At 70.0% G+C, this 17,087-nt stretch carries 14 protein-coding genes and 1 tRNA gene; 9 read left to right on the forward strand and 6 right to left on the reverse strand.

What is annotated here, in order from left to right; genetic code table 11:
• The 6 genes from LG632_RS24060 to LG632_RS24085 form a co-directional block, all read left to right on the forward strand.
• A partial coding sequence (locus LG632_RS24060) for a Tat pathway signal sequence domain protein (RefSeq protein ID WP_226729547.1) occupies positions 1-525 on the forward strand: 525 nt, incomplete at its 5' end.
• 307 nt (positions 526-832) lie between these two features.
• The gene (locus LG632_RS24065) at positions 833-2,071 is read left to right on the forward strand and encodes a branched-chain amino acid ABC transporter substrate-binding protein (protein WP_226729549.1); all 1,239 of its coding nucleotides are present in this window, start codon (positions 833-835) and stop codon (positions 2,069-2,071) included.
• A 128-nt stretch (positions 2,072-2,199) separates the two neighbouring features.
• Positions 2,200-3,129, forward strand: a complete 930-nt coding sequence (locus LG632_RS24070; RefSeq protein ID WP_226729551.1) for a branched-chain amino acid ABC transporter permease — start codon at positions 2,200-2,202, stop codon at positions 3,127-3,129.
• Positions 3,130-3,134: 5 nt separating this feature from the next.
• A complete protein-coding gene (locus LG632_RS24075) occupies positions 3,135-4,946 on the forward strand; it encodes a branched-chain amino acid ABC transporter permease (protein ID WP_226729553.1) in 1,812 nt (603 codons plus the stop codon).
• A 3-nt stretch (positions 4,947-4,949) separates the two neighbouring features.
• The gene (locus LG632_RS24080) at positions 4,950-5,918 is read left to right on the forward strand and encodes an ABC transporter ATP-binding protein (RefSeq protein ID WP_226729554.1); all 969 of its coding nucleotides are present in this window, start codon (positions 4,950-4,952) and stop codon (positions 5,916-5,918) included.
• Positions 5,915-6,631, forward strand: a complete 717-nt coding sequence (locus LG632_RS24085) for an ABC transporter ATP-binding protein (RefSeq protein WP_226729556.1) — start codon at positions 5,915-5,917, stop codon at positions 6,629-6,631. Before LG632_RS24080 ends, LG632_RS24085 begins: the two co-directional genes overlap by 4 nt.
• 89 nt (positions 6,632-6,720) lie before the next feature.
• Here the strand turns inward: LG632_RS24085 and LG632_RS24090 are convergent, their stop codons facing one another.
• Entirely contained in the window at positions 6,721-7,374 is a 654-nt protein-coding gene (locus tag LG632_RS24090) for an ANTAR domain-containing response regulator (RefSeq protein WP_226729558.1), read from the reverse strand.
• Positions 7,375-7,466: 92 nt separating this feature from the next.
• Between LG632_RS24090 and LG632_RS24095 the strand changes: the two genes are divergently transcribed.
• A tRNA-Leu gene (locus tag LG632_RS24095) sits at positions 7,467-7,549 on the forward strand.
• 85 nt (positions 7,550-7,634) lie between these two features.
• Positions 7,635-8,411, forward strand: a complete 777-nt coding sequence (locus LG632_RS24100; RefSeq protein ID WP_226729560.1) for a helix-turn-helix domain-containing protein — start codon at positions 7,635-7,637, stop codon at positions 8,409-8,411.
• A gap of 35 nt (positions 8,412-8,446) precedes the next feature.
• Here LG632_RS24100 and pyk read toward each other — a convergent pair whose 3' ends face one another.
• Together pyk and LG632_RS24110 are read right to left on the reverse strand one after the other, a co-directional pair.
• Positions 8,447-9,874 carry a pyruvate kinase gene (gene pyk / locus LG632_RS24105; RefSeq protein ID WP_226729561.1) on the reverse strand — a complete coding sequence of 476 codons (1,428 nt, stop codon included), beginning with the start codon at positions 9,872-9,874 and terminating at the stop codon, positions 8,447-8,449.
• A 135-nt stretch (positions 9,875-10,009) separates the two neighbouring features.
• The gene (locus LG632_RS24110; protein WP_226729563.1) at positions 10,010-10,714 is read right to left on the reverse strand and encodes an SIMPL domain-containing protein; all 705 of its coding nucleotides are present in this window, start codon (positions 10,712-10,714) and stop codon (positions 10,010-10,012) included.
• Positions 10,715-10,856: 142 nt separating this feature from the next.
• Between LG632_RS24110 and LG632_RS24115 the strand changes: the two genes are divergently transcribed.
• Entirely contained in the window at positions 10,857-12,668 is a 1,812-nt protein-coding gene (locus tag LG632_RS24115) for a bifunctional metallophosphatase/5'-nucleotidase (RefSeq protein ID WP_226729565.1), read from the forward strand.
• Positions 12,669-12,789: 121 nt separating this feature from the next.
• On the opposite strand, the gene LG632_RS30615 is transcribed toward LG632_RS24115, so the two are convergent.
• The 3 genes from LG632_RS30615 to LG632_RS24130 form a co-directional block, all read right to left on the reverse strand.
• Positions 12,790-14,073 carry a HEAT repeat domain-containing protein gene (locus LG632_RS30615; RefSeq protein WP_226729567.1) on the reverse strand — a complete coding sequence of 428 codons (1,284 nt, stop codon included), beginning with the start codon at positions 14,071-14,073 and terminating at the stop codon, positions 12,790-12,792.
• Between the two features lie 119 nt (positions 14,074-14,192).
• Positions 14,193-15,599, reverse strand: coding sequence for a lysine N(6)-hydroxylase/L-ornithine N(5)-oxygenase family protein (locus LG632_RS24125; protein ID WP_226729568.1), 1,407 nt, complete (start codon positions 15,597-15,599; stop codon positions 14,193-14,195).
• Positions 15,596-16,984 carry a pyridoxal phosphate-dependent decarboxylase family protein gene (locus LG632_RS24130; protein ID WP_226729569.1) on the reverse strand — a complete coding sequence of 463 codons (1,389 nt, stop codon included), beginning with the start codon at positions 16,982-16,984 and terminating at the stop codon, positions 15,596-15,598. Before LG632_RS24130 ends, LG632_RS24125 begins: the two co-directional genes overlap by 4 nt.
• Positions 16,985-17,087: the final 103 nt, after the last annotated feature.

Consider the following 17,087-nt stretch of genomic DNA (forward strand, 5'->3'; position numbering starts at 1 on the left):
CTCCTGGCCGCCGTGACGGCCTGCGCGGGCCTGCTGGCGGCCGGCGGGTACCTGCTCGCCGCGCGCGCCCCGGACGGCGGCCGCCCTGCCCCCGCGCCCACCCCCGTCCTGCCCGCCGCCTCCCAACTGGTCTCGCTGGCCTACCGCGAGGCGGTGGAACCCCTCACCGGCGGCACCGCGCTCGCCTTCACCGTCCAGGTCGACAACGCCGCCGGCGGACGCACCGTCACGGTGGAGCGAATCGGCCAACCCTCCCCGGCACTGTCGGTCACCAGCCGCCCGGCGCTGCCGCTCACCCTGCGGCCGGGCGAGGCCTCCGAGCTGGTGCTGGAGATAAAAGCGACGGACTGCGTGCATGTACCACGGAATGCCGGGCTCCCATTTCTGGAAGTAACCCTCAGTAATGGCGGGGCGAAAGAGGATCACAGTTACATCCTCGGTGACCGCTATGCGAAGGATCTTTCCACCGCCTTGAGCAGGACTTGTCCCGAGGACCGAGACGAAGGGGCGCCCGGCCCGTCATGACCAAAACTCCCTAGACTCCTGGGCTGTCAGGAGTCAAAACCCCTTACGCTCCTTCCGTTTCTCACTATGCGGACACGACGAAACGGCCGGAATTCGCCCGTTCCACCCTCCGGAAACCGGTATGCATTACGCCGTGGCATAACAAGAGAGTCACATCCTTGGCCTGAGCCCTCCATATCCCCTGGACGGCCGCCTAGAGTCACGGCCAGTCACCGCGACCACCGGATTCCTTCTCACAGCAGTTCGGTCACACGCGTTCGACTCGGCGCGTCCCTAGGGGGGACGCCGTGCCCCGAAAGGACAGATCGTGCGTCATCGTTCTCTCATCGCCGTGACGGCCGCCCTCGCCGCGGGAACCCTCACGCTCACCGCCTGCGGTTCGCGCGACAGCGGCAAGAACGCCGAGGGCGGCGACGGCGGCGGCGCCACGGTCGTCATCGCCGTCGACGCCCCGCTCACCGGTGACCTCTCCGCCCTCGGCCTCGGCATCCGCAACTCCGCCGAGCTCGCGGTCAAGCAGGCCAACGAGAAGAAGTACGTCAAGGGCGTCACCTTCAAGTTCGAAGCCCTCGACGACCAGGCCCAGGCCTCCTCCGGCCAGCAGAACGCCACCAAGCTCGTCGCCAACAAGGACGTCCTCGGTGTCGTCGGCCCCCTGAACTCCTCGGTCTCCGAGTCGATGCAGAAGGTCTTCGACGACGCCAAGCTCGTCCAGATCTCCCCGGCCAACACCAGCCCGTCGCTGACCCAGGGCCCCAAGTGGGCCGAGGGCCAGAAGGTCCGCACCTACAAGAGCTACTTCCGCACCGCGACCACCGACGCCATCCAGGGCCCCTTCGCCGCCCAGTACCTCTTCAACAAGGCGGGCAAGAAGAAGGTCTACATCATCGACGACAAGAAGACCTACGGCGCCGGCCTCGCCGGCACCTTCAAGGGCGAGTTCACCAAGCTCGGCGGCCAGGTCGCCGGCGAGGGCCACATCGACCCCGAGTCCAAGGACTTCTCGGCCATCGTCACCCAGGTCAAGAACTCCGGCGCCGACGCCGTCTACTACGGCGGCGAGTACCCCGCCGGCGGCCCCCTCAGCAAGCAGATCAAGGCAGCCGGCGCCAACATCCCGCTCGTCGGCGGCGACGGCCTCTTCGACAAGAAGTACGTCGAACTGGCCGGCGGCCCCTCCGCGGCCGGCGACCTCGCCACCTCCGTCGGCGCCCCCGTCGACAGCCTGCCCTCGGCCAAGGAGTTCATCGAGAACTACAAGAAGGCCGGCTTCAAGGACCCGTACGCGGCCTACGGCGGCTACTCCTACGACTCCGCCTGGGCGATCATCGAGGCCGTCAAGAAGGTCGTCGAGGACAACAACGGCAAGCTCCCCGACGGCGCCCGCGCCAAGGTCCTCGAGGCCGTCCAGAACGTCTCCTTCGAGGGCGTGACCGGCAAGGTCTCCTTCGACGAGTTCGGTGACGCCACCAACAAGCAGCTCACCGTCTACAAGGTCGAGGGCGACGACTTCAAGTCCGTCGAGTCCGGCACCTACAGCGGCTGACCCGACCAGCCCGACGGCTGAGCGGGGCCACCCGCCAGCCGCACCCCACCCCACTCCTGCCGCGCGGGGCGCGTACCTCAAGCGCCCCGCGCGGTGTCACATCCGTCGAAAGACTCGGAGGACCTGCGGTGCACGAACTGCCGCAACAGCTGGTCAACGGCCTGCTACTGGGATCCATGTACGGGCTCGTCGCCATTGGCTACACAATGGTCTACGGCATCGTCCAGCTCATCAACTTCGCCCACGGCGAGATCTTCATGATCGGCGGGTTCGGCGGACTCAGCGTCTGGCTGCTGCTCCCCTCGGGCACCAGCATGCTGCTCGCCCTGCCCCTCATGATCATAGGCGCCATCGTCATAGCCACCCTCGTGGCCATCGGCGCCGAGCGGTTCGCCTACCGACCGCTGCGCAACGCACCACGCCTCGCCCCCCTCATCACCGCCATCGGCCTCTCCCTCGCCCTCCAGCAGGCGGTGTGGGCCTGGTACCCCGACGCGAAGTCCTCCGTCGTCTTCCCCCAGCTCCCCGGCGGCCCCTTCCACCTCGGCAGCGTCACCATCCAGACCGGCGACGTCTTCCTGCTGATCGCCGCCCCCGTCTCCATGGCGTTCCTCGGCTTCTTCGTCCAGAAGACCCGCACCGGCCGCGGCATGCAGGCCACCGCCCAGGACCCCGACACCGCCAAGCTCATGGGCATCAACACCGACCGCATCATCATGATCGCGTTCGCCCTCGGTGCCGCCTTCGCCGCGATCGGAGCCGTCGCCTACGGCCTCAAGTACGGCGAGGTCCAGTTCAAGATGGGCTTCCTCCTCGGCCTCAAGGCCTTCACCGCCGCCGTCCTCGGCGGCATCGGGAACATCTACGGCGCCATGATCGGCGGCCTCGTCCTCGGCCTCGCCGAGACCCTGACCACCGTCTACGTCTCCGAGATCCCCGGCATGCAGCAGCTCGGCGGACAGTCCTGGGGCAACACCTGGGCGTTCGTCCTCCTCATCCTCGTGCTCCTCTTCCGGCCCCAGGGCCTGCTGGGGCAGCGCGTGGCGGACAGGGCGTGAGAACCATGACCTCTACCACCACCGACATCACCACCAAGGCCGCCACCGGCGACGGCATCGCCCTCCCCGAGAAGGCAGCCCGCGCCCTCGCCACCGGCGGCGGCGCCCTCACCGTCATCTCCTGCTTCCTCGCCTGGACCTGGACCGCCGCCTACCCCGGCAACCTCACCGTCTACGGCTACCCCGGCGGCCTCCAGTGGCTCGTCCTGGTCAGCGGCGCCCTCACCACCCTCTTCGGCCTCTCCTCCTACGGGATCAAGGGCCTGAAGTGGCTCACCCCCGGCGGAGCCGACGCAGCCGTCAAGTTCGCCGCCCTCGCCACCCTGTGGACCACCCTCTTCACCGCCTGGTCCATCTCCGACACCCTCGGCGGACTCGTCAACCTCGAGCCCGGCGGCTTCGTCGCCGTCGCCGCCGCCCTCGCCACCTACCTCGGCGCCCGCGCCCTGCCCTTCGAGCGCCCCGTCCTCGACCCCGCGGACCCCGAGGACAGCACCTGGGAGCAGTACAAGCACAACGCCCGCAACCGACGCGAGATCGTCAAGGCCGCCTACGCAGCCAAGGCCCCCGCCCCCGCCAAGCCCCTCCCGGCCTGGGCCGAGATCCTCGTCATCGCCGCCGTGCTCGGCGTCGCCCTCGGCGTCTTCACCTACGGCATCACCACGCCCTACCAGGAACTCTTCATCGGCTTCCTGATCACCGCGGGCTTCGGCTTCGCCGCCCTCCACAAGGCCGGCCTCATCGCCCGCTTCACCACCCTCACCGCCCGCCACCGCAACGTCGCCCTCGTCGGCGCCTTCGTCGCAGCCGCGGCCTTCCCCCTCACCCAGACCGACGACCAGTACGCGACCCTCGGCGTCAACATCCTCATCTTCGCCACCGTCGCCCTCGGCCTGAACATCGTCGTCGGCCTCACCGGCCTCCTCGACCTCGGCTACGTCGCCTTCCTCGGCGTCGGCGCCTACACCGCAGCCCTGGTCTCCGGCTCCCCGAACTCCCCGTTCGGCGTCCACCTCCCCTTCTGGGCCGCCATCCTCCTCGGCGCCCTCGCCTCCATGGTCTTCGGCGTCCTCATCGGCGCCCCGACCCTGCGACTGCGCGGCGACTACCTGGCGATCGTCACCCTCGGCTTCGGAGAGATCTTCCGGATCTCGATGAACAACATGGACGGCAAGTCCGGCCCCGACATCACCAACGGCCCCAACGGCATCGCCGGCGTCCCCAACGTCAACCTCTTCGGATTCGACTTCGGCGCCGCCCACACCATCGCCGGCTTCACCATCGGCCGCTTCGCCAACTACTTCCTGCTCATGCTGGCCATCACCTTCATCGTGGTCATGGTCTTCCGCCGCAGCGCCGAATCCCGCATCGGCCGCGCCTGGGTCGCCATCCGCGAGGACGAGACCGCCGCCGAAGCCATGGGCATCAACGGCTTCCGCGTCAAGCTCATCGCCTTCGCCCTCGGCGCCACCCTCGCCGGCCTCGCCGGCGCCGTCCAGGCCCACGTCAACTACACGGTCACCCCCGACCAGTACGTGTTCGCCAACGCCGTCCCGCCGAACTCCGCCTTCCTGCTCGCCGCGGTCGTCCTCGGCGGCATGGGCACCATCTCCGGCCCCCTCGTCGGCGGCGCCCTGCTCTTCCTCATCCCCAACAAGCTCCAGGGCATGGGCGACCTGCAGCTCTTCGCCTTCGGCGTCGCGCTCATCGTCCTGATGCGCCTGCGCCCCGAGGGCATCATCCCCAACCGGCGCAACCAGCTCGAACTGCACAAGGACCTGGAAGCTCCCACAGTCCTCAGCAAGGCAGGGGCCTGACCCATGACGACCACCACGACCACCACCGCCGCCCCGGCGGAGACCGTCCTGGACGCACGCGGCGTCACCATGCGGTTCGGCGGCCTCACCGCCGTCAAGAACGTCGACCTCACCGTCAGGAGCGGCGAGATCGTCGGCCTCATCGGCCCCAACGGCGCCGGCAAGACCACGTTCTTCAACTGCCTCACCGGCCTCTACATCCCCACCGAGGGCGAGGTCCGCTACAAGGGCACCGTCCTGCCGCCCAAGTCCTTCAAGGTCACCTCGGCCGGCATCGCCCGCACCTTCCAGAACATCCGTCTCTTCAACAACATGACGGTCCTGGAAAACGTCCTCGTCGGACGCCACACCCGCACCAAGGAAGGCCTCTGGTCCGCCCTCCTGCGGCTCCCCGGCTTCCACAAGGAAGAAGCCGCCAGCCGCGAGAAGGCCATGGAGCTGCTCGAGTTCATCGGCCTCGCCCACAAGGCCGAACACCTCGCCCGCAACCTCCCCTACGGCGAACAGCGCAAGCTCGAGATCGCCCGCGCCCTCGCCAGCGACCCCGGCCTGATCCTCCTCGACGAACCCACCGCAGGCATGAACCCGCAGGAGACCCGGGCCGCCGAGGAACTCATCTTCGCCATCCGCGACAAGGGCATCGCCGTCCTCGTCATCGAGCACGACATGCGCTTCATCTTCAACCTCTGCGACCGCGTCGCCTGCCTGGTCCAGGGCGAGAAGCTCATCGAAGGCACCGCCGGCGAGGTCCAGAGCGACGAGCGCGTCGTCGCCGCCTACCTCGGCGAACCCTTCGAAGGCGCCCCCGGCGCCGAAGAGGTCGCCGAGGTCGAGGCCGCCGAAGCCCACGCCGAGGAGGACCACGAGGCCGAGGCCCCCGCCGACACCCCCGCGGACGACACCCCGGCGGACGACGACACCCCGGCGGCGGACAGCACCACCAGCACCACCACGGACGGAGAGGCCAAGTGACCGCACTCCTCGAGGTCGAGGACCTCCGCGTCGCCTACGGCAAGATCGAAGCCGTCAAGGGCATCTCCTTCTCCGTCGAAGCCGGCCAGGTCGTCACCCTCATCGGCACCAACGGCGCCGGCAAGACCACCACCCTGCGCACCCTCTCCGGCCTCATCAAGCCCAAGGGCGGCCAGATCAAGTTCCAGGGCAAGTCCCTCAAGAAGATCCCCGCCCACCACATCGTCAGCCTGGGACTCGCCCACTCCCCCGAGGGGCGGCACATCTTCCCCCGCATGACGATCGAGGACAACCTCCTCCTCGGCGCCTTCCTCCGCAAGGACAAAGAAGGCATCGCCAAGGACGTCCAGCGCGCCTACGACCTCTTCCCGATCCTCGGGGAGCGGCGCAAGCAGGCCGCCGGCACGCTCTCCGGCGGCGAACAGCAGATGCTCGCCATGGGCCGCGCCCTGATGTCCCAGCCCAAACTGCTCATGCTGGACGAGCCCTCCATGGGCCTCTCCCCCCTCATGATGCAGAAGATCATGGCCACGATCGCCGAACTCAAGGCGGCCGGCACCACGATCCTGCTGGTCGAGCAGAACGCCCAGGCCGCACTGTCCCTGGCCGACCAGGGCCACGTCATGGAGATCGGCAAGATCGTCCTGTCCGGCCCCGGCCGGGACCTGCTGGTCAACGAGGACGTCCGCAAGGCCTACCTCGGCGAGGACTGACCCCTCGCACACCGACAGAAGGGCCCGCCTCCCTCGGGGGAGGCGGGCCCTTCGCACGCGCGGAACGGCACCGTCAGCACCGGACACACCTACTGCTGAGCGGCCTTCCGCTTCTCCTCCGCGTCCTCGATGACCGCCTCGGCCACCTGCTGCATCGACATCCGGCGGTCCATGGACGTCTTCTGGATCCACCGGAACGCCGCCGGCTCCGACAGCCCGTACTGCGTCTGCAGGATGCTCTTGGCCCGGTCCACCAGCTTGCGCGTCTCCAGCCGCTGGGTGAGGTCCGCGACCTCCTTCTCCAGCGCCTTCAGCTCCGCGAACCGGGACACCGCCATCTCGATGGCCGGCACCACGTCGCTCTTGCTGAACGGCTTCACCAGGTACGCCATGGCACCGGCGTCACGGGCCCGCTCCACCAGGTCGCGCTGCGAGAACGCCGTCAGCATCAGCACCGGCGCGATGGACTCGCCGGCGATCTTCTCGGCCGCGGAGATCCCGTCGAGCACGGGCATCTTCACGTCGAGGATCACCAGGTCCGGCCGGTGCTCCCGGGCCAGCTCCACCGCGGTCTGGCCGTCCCCGGCCTCCCCGACCACGGTGTACCCCTCCTCCTCCAGCATCTCTTTGAGATCGAGCCGGATGAGCGCCTCGTCCTCGGCGATGACGACCCGGGTCGTCAGCGGCGGGACATGCGCCTGGTCGGCGTCGGGCGCGGGCGTCGACTCATGCTCGGCGGTCACGGGGACTCCTCGTTGCGGGGCGGTGCTGCTGAGATGAGCCTACCTAGCAGCGCCCGCCCGGGGTCACCCGGTACACTCCGACGTGCAACCCTGCCGGGTTGGTGGAACGGCATACACGGATGTCTCAAACACATCTGCCCGAGAGGGCTTGCGGGTTCGAATCCCGCACCCGGCACGCGTCCGGAAAGCGGACGTTCACCTTCGCGTGAACGTTCGCTTTTTCGCGCTCCGGGACGTTCCGGTGCACGCAGAGTGATCACATGCACCTGCACACCCTCGAAGTGCGGCAGACCGCACTCTCACTGCTCCGTTCCGGCGTGAGGAACGCGGAGGTCGCCCGACGCCTGGACGTTCCCGTCGGCACTGTCGGGTACTGGAAGCACCTCGACCGCGCCACGCGTGGCGAGTGTCCGGGCCGCGGCGCCCGGGACTGCGCCCGCTGCCACGGACTGCCTCTGGACCACGCCGCCTACGCCTACCTCCTGGGCCTCTATCTGGGTGACGGCCACATCAGCAAGTACTCCGGACACCGGACCTACAGCCTCATGATCACGTTGGACGATCGCTGGCCAGGCGTCCAGGACGATGCGGAAGCCGCCCTGCGAAGAGTGTTCCCTGAACACTCGACCTGCCGCGTCGGCGTCAAAGGGGCCCACAACATCAAGGTCTACTCCAACCACCTGCCCTGCCTGTTCCCCCAGCACGGCCCCGGCAGGAAGCACGAGCGGCGGATAGCGCTGGAGCCGTGGCAGCAGGAGATCGTGGATGCCTTCCCGTGGGAGTTCGTCCGGGGCCTGATCCACTCGGATGGGTGCCGCACGACGAACTGGACCGTCCGTAACGGCAGGCGCTACGAGTACCCCCGGTACTGGTTCACGAACGTCTCGGACGACATCCGCAAGCTGTTCACGGACACCCTGGACCGGCTCGGGGTCGTGTGGACGAACTGCACCCGGCATGGGAAGCCGTACAACGTCTCCGTGGCCCGCAAGGCCTCCGTCGCCCTCATGGACGCCCACGTCGGGCCCAAGCACTGAAGCCGGGCGCAGCCCTTCGGCTGCGGCCCGGGGGGTCAGTCGACGGGGTCGCCGATGTGGTGGACGCGGACGAGGTTGGTGGTGCCGGGGACGCCGGGCGGGGAGCCGGCGGTGATGACGATGGTGTCGCCGGGCTCGACGCGGCCGAGGTCGAGGAGGCGTTCTTCGACCTGGGCGACCATGGCGTCGGTGGAGTCGACGTGGGGGCCGCAGAAGGTTTCGACGCCCCAGGTGAGGTTGAGCTGGGCGCGGGTGGCGGGGTCGGGGGTGAAGGCGAGGAGGGGGATGGGTGAGCGGTAGCGGGAGAGGCGGCGGACGGTGTCGCCGCTCTGGGTGAAGGCGACGAGGAACTTGGCGTCGAGGAAGTCGCCGATCTCGGCTGCTGCGCGGGCGACGGCGCCGCCTTGGGTGCGGGGTTTGTTGCGGTCGGTGAGGGGTGGCAGGCCCTTGGTGAGGATGTCTTCTTCGGCGGCGGCGACGATGCGGGCCATGGTGCGGACGGTTTCGACGGGGTATTTGCCGACGCTGGTCTCGCCGGAGAGCATGACGGCGTCGGTGCCGTCGATGACGGCGTTGGCGACGTCGGAGGCCTCGGCGCGGGTGGGTCGGGAGTTGTCGATCATGGAGTCGAGCATCTGGGTGGCGACGATGACCGGTTTGGCGTTGCGCTTGGCGAGTTTGATGGCGCGCTTTTGGACGATGGGGACTTGTTCTAGGGGCATTTCGACGCCGAGGTCGCCGCGGGCGACCATGATGCCGTCGAAGGCGGCGACGATGGCGTCGATGTTGTCGACGGCCTGGGGTTTTTCGATCTTGGCGATGACGGGGAGGCGGCGGCCTTCCTCGTCCATGATGCGGTGGACGTCGGTGATGTCGTTGCCGCTGCGGACGAAGGAGAGGGCGATGATGTCGACGCCGGTGCGCAGGGCCCAGCGGAGGTCTTCGACGTCCTTGTCGGAGAGGGCGGGGACGGAGACGGCGACGCCGGGGAGGTTGAGGCCTTTGTGGTCGGAGATCATTCCGCCTTCGACGACGCGGGTGTGGACGCGGGGGCCGTCGACGGCGGTGACGTCGAGGGTGACGCGGCCGTCGTCGACGAGGATGCGTTCGCCGGGGGTGACGTCGGTGGCGAGGCCTTTGTAGGTGGTGCCGCAGGTGTGGCGGTCGCCGGGGACGTCTTCGACGGTGATGGTGAAGTGGTCGCCGCGTTCAAGGAGTACGGGGCCTTCGTGGAAGCGGCCGAGGCGGATCTTCGGGCCTTGAAGGTCGGCGAGGATGCCGATGCTGCGGCCGGCTTCGTCGGAGGCTTTGCGGACGCGCTGGTAGCGCTCCTCGTGTTCGGCGTAGGTGCCGTGGCTGAGGTTGAGGCGGGCGATGTCCATTCCGGCTTCGACGAGGGTTTTGATCTGGTCGTAGGAGTCGGTGGCGGGGCCCAGGGTGCAGACGATTTTCGCTCGGCGCATGGGTCGAGGGTATGCCTTACCGAGCGGTAGGGAGTGAGGTCCTGGTGTCGGTCCAACGACCTTTGGGGGAAAGGTTGTTGACACTTGTTGAATGGGCGCGGGGGTGCTCTGATGAGCACCCCCGGCGGGGTGGGGTTACAGCTGGGGCGGGGTCATGGTGAAGCGGGCGTTGACCTGGGCGTGGACGGTCTGGCGCTGGGGTTCGAGGTCGAGGGCGGGGGGTGCGGATTCCTCGGCTGCGCCGTAGGCCATGGAGCGCATCATGCCGGCGGGGGCGGCCATGGTGACGGGGGTGGCGTTCTCCGCGCCGAGGTCGGCGAGTTCGACGAGGGCGGCGAGGTCGGCGCCGAGGGCTCCGGCGTACTCGCGGGCGCGTTGTACGGCTTCCAGGACGGCTTGCCTGCGGGCTTCGCCGTGGGCGGGTGAGTCGGGGCGCAGGGCCCACCAGGGGCCGTCGACGCGGGTGAGGTCGAGGTCGGCGAGGCGGGTGGTGAGTTCGCCGAGGGCGGTGAAGTCGGCGAGTTCGGCGGTGATGTGGACGCGGCCGTGGTAGGCGCGGACGCGTTCGCCGCGGCCGTGGCGGGTGAGTTCGGGGGTGATGGAGAAGGCGCCGGTTTCGAGTTTCTCGACGGCGTCGCCGTAGCTCTTGACGAGGTCGAGGACTTCGTTGTTGCGGCGGGTGAGGTCTTCGAGGGCGGTGCGGCGGTCGGTGCCGCGGGCGTTGACGGTGATGCCGATGCGGGCGATCTCGGGGTCGACTTCGAGGCTGGCTTCGCCGCGGACTGCGACGCGGGGGACGGCGGGGGTGCCGAAGGGCTGGGGCGCTGCGTCTGAGGTCATGGTGCCACTGTCGCACCGTGGGCGGGGGTGGGGCGGCGGACGGGTGGAATCCGGGCCGGGGTGTTGTGGCTGGTTCGCGTGGGCCAGAATCTACGCGCGTCGTACTCACCGGCGCAGGAAACGCCTCACAAGGGGAGATGGCATGGCGTTCGACCGTAGGACGTTTTTGGGTGGCTCGGCCGCGACGGGTGCGGCCGTGGCGCTGACGGGGGCCGCGGGGGCCCCGGCGGCTGCCGCGCAGGGCGGGGCGGAGCGGGGCGGGGGCGCGGCGGCGCGGACGTACTCGTTCACGGTGATGGGGACGACCGATCTGCACGGCAATGTCTTCAACTGGGACTACTTCACGGACAGGGAGTTCGACGACAAGGCTCACAACGACGTGGGGCTGGCGAAGATCTCGACGTTGGTGAACCAGGTGCGTGCGGCCAAGGGCCGGTGCAACACGTTGCTGATCGATGCGGGTGACACGATCCAGGGCACGCAGCTGTCGTACTACTACGCGAAGGTGGATCCGATCACCGCGCGTCGGGGTCCGGTGCACCCGATGGCGCAGGCGATGAACGCGATGGGGTACGACGCGGCGGCGTTGGGCAACCACGAGTTCAACTACGGCATTCCGGTGCTGCGGAAGTTCGAGGAGCAGTGCGACTTCCCGCTGCTGGGTGCGAACGCGTTGGATGCCCGTACGCTGCGGCCGGCGTTCCCGCCGTACAGCATGCACCGGCTGCGTACGCCGCACGGGCGGGATGTGAAGGTGGCGGTGCTGGGGTTGACGAATCCGGGGATCGCGCTCTGGGACAAGGCGAACGTGCAGGGGAAGATGACGTTCCCGGGGTTGGAGGAGCAGGCGGCGAAGTATGTGCCGCGGTTGCGGTCGATGGGTGCGGACGTGGTGATCGTCTCGGCGCACTCGGGGTCGAGCGGTACGTCGTCGTACGGTGACCAGTTGCCGTACGTGGAGAACGCGGCGGGGCTGGTGGCGGAGCAGGTGCCGGGGATCGACGCGATCTTGGTGGGGCACGCGCACACGGAGATCCCGGAGTACCGGGTGAGGAACAAGGCGACGGGCAAGGACGTGGTGCTGTCGGAGCCGTTGAAGTGGGGGCAGCGGCTGACGTTGTTCGACTTCGAGCTGAGTTGGGCGCGGGGCCGGTGGTCGGTGGAGAAGGTCTCGGCGCAGGTGTTGAACTCGAACACGGTCGCGGAGGATCCGCAGATCGTGGGGTTGCTGTCGGACGAGCACCGCAAGGTGGTGGCGTACGTGAACCAGGTGATCGGTACGTCGACGCAGGCGATGTCGTCGGCGGAGGGTCCGGTGCGGGACGTGCCGATCATCGATCTGATCAACCATGTGCAGGCGGAGACGGTGAAGGGGGCCCTCGCCGGTACGGAGTGGGCCGCGCTGCCGGTGCTGTCGCAGGCGTCGTGCTTCTCGCGGACGGCGTCGATCCCGGCCGGTCAGGTGACGATCAGGGATGCGGCGGGGTTGTACCCGTTCGAGAACACGTTGGAGGCGCGTCTGCTGACGGGTGCGCAGGTGAAGGACTATTTGGAGTATTCGGCGCGGTACTACGTGCGGACGGCGCCGGACGCGCCGGTGGATCCGGCGAAGTTGACGAACGCGGAGAGTATTCCGGACTACAACTACGACGCGGTGTACGGCTTGGCGTACGAGGTGGACATCGCGCAGCCGGTGGGGTCGCGGATCGTGGGGCTGTCGTTCCAGGGGCGGCCGGTGGATCCGGCGGCGCAGTTCGTGCTGGCGGTGAACAACTACCGGGCCTCGGGTGGTGGGGCGTTCCCGCACGTGGCGAAGGCGCGGCAGCTGTGGGCGAACTCGGACGAAATCCGTAACACGATCATCCAGTGGGTGAAGGCGAAGGGGACGGTGGACCCGGCGCAGTTCGCGTCGGTGGACTGGCGGCTGACGCGGGCGGGTGTGCCGGTGTTCTAGCGGCCCGTGGTGTGCTCGGTCCGGTGCCTGTGTTCGGCGCCGGATCGGGCCGGGAGGCCACTGCGGCTCTTGCCGCGGTGGGGCCGCTGCGGGCGTTCGGGCTGCGGGTGTGCGGCTCGGGTCAGCCTGGTGAGGTGTCCTCGCGGGGCCTTTCGTACCGCCATGCCGCTTCGAGGTAGTAGGTCTCGTCCTCGCGGTAGCCGGGCCGGGGCGGCCCCAGACGTTCGGCTGCTTGCACGCACCGCTCGTCGTGGTGGCGTGCGAGAGCGTGGACGGCTTGGAGCTGGACGCGGCGCTCCGGGTGGTCGAGGAGGCTGGCCATCGTGTCGGTCAGGGCCCGGTCGCCGTTCGCGATGTCGCCGGCGCTGTGGCAGGCCGCGATCTGTACGTCGGTGTCGGGGTCGTTCATCAGGGTCAGGAGAGCCTGGTGGGCTGCGTCGGACGGCTGCCTGGAGTGGGGCGGTGTGCCGAGGCCGGCGGCCACGGCTCGTCGGACAGCGGGGACGTGGTGGTGGGTGTGGAGGAGGAGGGCGGCTTCGGCGCGCGGTCCCTGGTAGGAGGACAGGCCGTGCAGCACCTCTGCCAGGACGGTGGGGTCCGTCTCCGCGGTCGCCCAGTCCGTGAGGGCGGCGACGGCGAGGACGCAGTACTCCTCGTCGTGGCTGTCGGCGAACACTTCGAACAGCCGTGTCAGTTCGGCGCCGAACAGCCGGCGCAAGGGGTCGGCGTCGGCACGCAGGGTCTCGGCGGTGGCCCAGGCTTCGGGCTGGCGGCGGTGGGAGAGCTCGATCGCGGCTCGGCTCCACGCCGTGTGGTCGGCGTCGCGCTCCAGGGCGCGTGCGACCAGTTCCTGGCAGGAGGTGCGGATGCCGAGCATCTTCTCCAGGTGGGTGAGGATCGCCCCGTGTCCGTCCCGTACGGTCGTTCCTGCGAGGGTGAGTTCGCCGACGGTGCAGTACTCGTCGTCCTGGACGCGGGTGCGGGCGATGGTGTCCGACGAGCCGGTACGGCGTCGTAGCTCGGCTTCGGTGCCGGCCTCGTGCCAGGCACGCGCGAGGTCGCGCATGGCGTTCAGCTCGGTCCTCGGGTACCTGTGCCGGATGCTGCTGTGTGTCAGGGCGTCGACCAGTGCGGGTGATCCGAAGTCGACGGCCTGGCGCAGGGACGGCAGCTCTTCCGGGGGGACGTCGGCGGGTTGGGCGCCGAGTCTGAGCAGTGTGTCGGCGATCTCGGTGTGGAAGGCCTGGAGGGCTGCGGCGAAGGCGGCGGTGGGGTCTTTCCGGTCTCCCTGGCAGCGGTCGTCGGCTTCTTCCAGCAGCTGTTTCACGCGGAGCTTGTCACCGGCCTTGGCGGCGGCGACCAGGGGGTCCTCCGCCGCACCGCTCGTGTGTCCGTCCGTCTGCACGGCTGCTGCTCCCCCCGTGGTGGTTGCTGCTGGTCAGTGTAGGTGTGTGGGGCGGATGCGCCTTCATGTCTTTCGGGCCGGGGCCTACGGGGGCGGGGCTCGCGGCCGTTGTGCGTTTCTCAGGCGTGGTCGGCGAGGGGGCGGAGTTCGACGGTGGGCTGCGGTTGGGGTTCGGGGCGGGGTTCGAGGCCGAAGGTGGTGAAGGCGCAGCGTTCGGGTCGGGGGTAGAGGTCTTTGCCGGTGAGGGTGTTGAGGATGCCGGCGCTGCGCCAGGCGGTGAGGCCGAGGTCGGGGGCGCCGACGCCGTGGGTGTGGCGTTCGCCGTTCTGGACGAAGACGGTGCCGGTGACGGTGGGGTCGAGGACCATGCGGTGGCGTTCGTCGATGCGGGGGCGGCCGGAGGAGTCCTTGCGGATGTAGGGGTCGAGTCCGGCGAGGAGGCGGCCGAGGGGGCGTTCGCGGTAGCCGGTGGCGAGGACGACGGCGTCGGTGGTGAGGCGGGAGCGGGTGCCCTGCTGGGTGTGTTCGAGGTGGAGTTCGACCTTGGTGGTGGCGACGCGGCCGGCGGTGCGGACGGTGACGCCGGGAGTGAGGACGGTGTCGGGCCAGCCGCCGTCGAGGGTGCGGCGGTACAGCTCCTGCTGGATGGCGTTGATGGTGGTGACGTCGATGCCCTTGTGGAGTTGCCATTGGGCGGGGACGAGGGTGTCGCGTACGGATTCGGGGAGGGCGTGGAAGTAGCGGGTGTAGTCGGGGGTGAAGTGTTCCAGGCCGAGCTTGGAGTACTCCATGGGGGCGAAGGAGGTGGTGCGGGCGAGCCAGGTGAGGCGTTCGCGGCCGGCGGGGCGGTGGCGCAGGAGGTCGAGGAAGACTTCGGCGCCGGACTGGCCGGCGCCGATGACGGTGACGTGGTCGGCGGCGAGGATGCGGGTGCGGTGGTCGAGGTAGTCCGCGGAGTGGATGACGGGGACGGTGGGGGCGTCGGCGAGGGGGCGGAGGGGTTCGGGGACGTGGGGGGCGGTGCCGATGCCGAGGACGAGGTTGCGGGTGTGGGTGCGGCCGAGGGCCTCGGCTTCGCCGTCGGCGTCGAGTTGGGTGAAGTCGACTTCGAAGAGGTCGCGTTCGGGGTTCCAGCGGACGGCGTCGACCTGGTGGCCGAAGTGGAGGCCGGGCAGGCGGCCGGCGACCCAGCGGCAGTAGGCGTCGTACTCGGCGCGTTGGATGTGGAAGCGCTCGGCGAAGTAGAAGGGGTAGAGGCGTTCCTTGTGCTTGAGGTAGTTGAGGAACGTCCAGGGGCTGGCGGGGTCGGCGAGGGTGACGAGGTCGGCGAGGAAGGGCACCTGGAGGGTGGCTCCGTCGATGAGGAGTCCGGGGTGCCAGCGGAAGTCGCGGCGTTGCTCGTAGAAGGCGGTGGCGAGGCCGGCGCCGGCTGAGGTGGGGCCGTGGGCGAGGGCGGCGAGGGACAGGTTGGAGGGGCCGATGCCGATTCCGACGAGGTCGTGGGGCGCATCGAGGTGGGCGGTCATCGGTGGCTGCTGCCTTCCAGGAGGGTCACGAGGGCGTCGAGGTCCGCCGGCGTGGTGTGGGGGTTGAGGAGGGTGGCTTTGAGCCAGAGGCGGCCGTCGGCGGTGGCGCGGCCGAGGACGGCGCGGCCGTCCTGGAGGAGGGTGCGGCGCAGGGCGGCGAGGTCGTCGTCGCGGGCGTCGGTGGGGCGGAACAGGACGGTGCTGAGGGTGGGTTCCGCGTGCAGCTCGAAGCGGGGGTGGGCGCGCAGGAGCCGGGCGAGCCGCTGGGCGGCTGCGCAGGTGCGGTCGATGAGGTCGGCGAGGCCGTCGCGGCCGAGGGCGCGGAGGGTGACGGCGATCTTGAGGGCGTCGGGGCGGCGGGAGGTGCGCAGGGAGCGGCCGAGGAGGTCGGGGAGGCCGGCGTGGGTGTCGTCGGCGGCGTTGAGGTAGTCGGCCTGGTGGGCCAGGGGGGCGAGCCGGGTGGTGTCCGTGACGGCGAGGATTCCGGCGGCGACGGGCTGCCAGCCGAGTTTGTGCAGGTCGACGGTGATGCTGTGGGCGCGGTCGAGGCCGGGGAGGCGGGGGCGGTGGCGGGGGCTGAGGGCGAGGAGGCCGGCGTAGGCGGCGTCGACGTGGAGGTCGGCGCCGTGCCGGGCGCAGGTGTCGGCGAGGGCGGGGAGGGGGTCGAGGAGGCCGGCGTCGGTGGTGCCGGCGGTGGCGGTGACGAGGGTGGGGCCGGGGGTGCGGGCGAGGGTCTCGTCGAGGGTGGCGGGGTCGAGGGTGCCGCGGGGGGTGGGGAGGGTGCGGGTGGGGGGCAGGCCGAGGAGCCAGGCGGCGCGGGGCACGGAGTGGTGGGCGTTGGCGCCGTGGACGACGGTGAGGGTGGGGCCGTGGTGCTCGCGGGCGAGGAGCAGGGCGAGTTGGTTGGCTTCGGTGCCGCCGGTGGTGACGAGGGCGTCGGGGTGGGGGGCGGCCGGGTAGAGCTCGGCGGCGAGGGTGCGGGTGAGCGCGGCCTCGATCTCGGAGGCGGCGGGGGCCTGGTCCCAGGAGTCGAGGGAGGGGTTGAGGGCGCTGGCGGCGAGGTCGGCGGCGGCGGCGACGGCGAGTGGGGGGCAGTGGAGGTGGGCGAGGCAGTGGGGGTCGGCGGGGTCGGCGGCGCCGGTGGTGAGGGCGTGGACAAGGGTGCGCAGGGCCTCGTGGGCGCCGGTGCCGTGCTCGGGGAGGACCTCCCCGAGCACGCCCCGGACGTGCCGGGCGACGGCGTCGGGCCCGCCGGCGGGAAGGGGGCCGCGGCGGTGGGTGGCGCCGTCGTGCAGGGCGGTGAGCACGGTGGCGAGGAGCGGCCGCAAGGCCGCGGCCCCGCCGGGGCCGCCGGCGAGCGGGGGCGGGGGCGGGGTGGCGGTCATGGCGGGTCCTCGGGTCCGGTTCCGGGCGCGACGAGGGGCCGATCCCCTCACCCTCCACAACGACGGGACCCGAATGGGGTAACCACCGGGGTTGCCCCGGCCC

The organism is Streptomyces antimicrobicus (assembly GCF_020532625.1).
Lineage (GTDB): Bacteria > Actinomycetota > Actinomycetes > Streptomycetales > Streptomycetaceae > Streptomyces > Streptomyces antimicrobicus.

Excerpts from the sequence above, each read along its gene's own strand:
- LG632_RS24075 (WP_226729553.1), top strand. The coding sequence starts at position 3,135 with ATGACCTCTACCACCACCGACATCACCACCAAGGCCGCCACCGGCGAC.
- LG632_RS24080 (WP_226729554.1), top strand. The coding sequence starts at position 4,950 with ATGACGACCACCACGACCACCACCGCCGCCCCGGCGGAGACCGTCCTG.
- LG632_RS24100 (WP_226729560.1), top strand. The coding sequence starts at position 7,635 with ATGCACCTGCACACCCTCGAAGTGCGGCAGACCGCACTCTCACTGCTC.
- pyk (WP_226729561.1), bottom strand. The coding sequence starts at position 9,874 with ATGCGCCGAGCGAAAATCGTCTGCACCCTGGGCCCCGCCACCGACTCC.
- LG632_RS24110 (WP_226729563.1), bottom strand. The coding sequence starts at position 10,714 with ATGACCTCAGACGCAGCGCCCCAGCCCTTCGGCACCCCCGCCGTCCCC.
- LG632_RS24115 (WP_226729565.1), top strand. The coding sequence starts at position 10,857 with ATGGCGTTCGACCGTAGGACGTTTTTGGGTGGCTCGGCCGCGACGGGT.
- LG632_RS24125 (WP_226729568.1), bottom strand. The coding sequence starts at position 15,599 with ATGACCGCCCACCTCGATGCGCCCCACGACCTCGTCGGAATCGGCATC.
- LG632_RS24130 (WP_226729569.1), bottom strand. The coding sequence starts at position 16,984 with ATGACCGCCACCCCGCCCCCGCCCCCGCTCGCCGGCGGCCCCGGCGGG.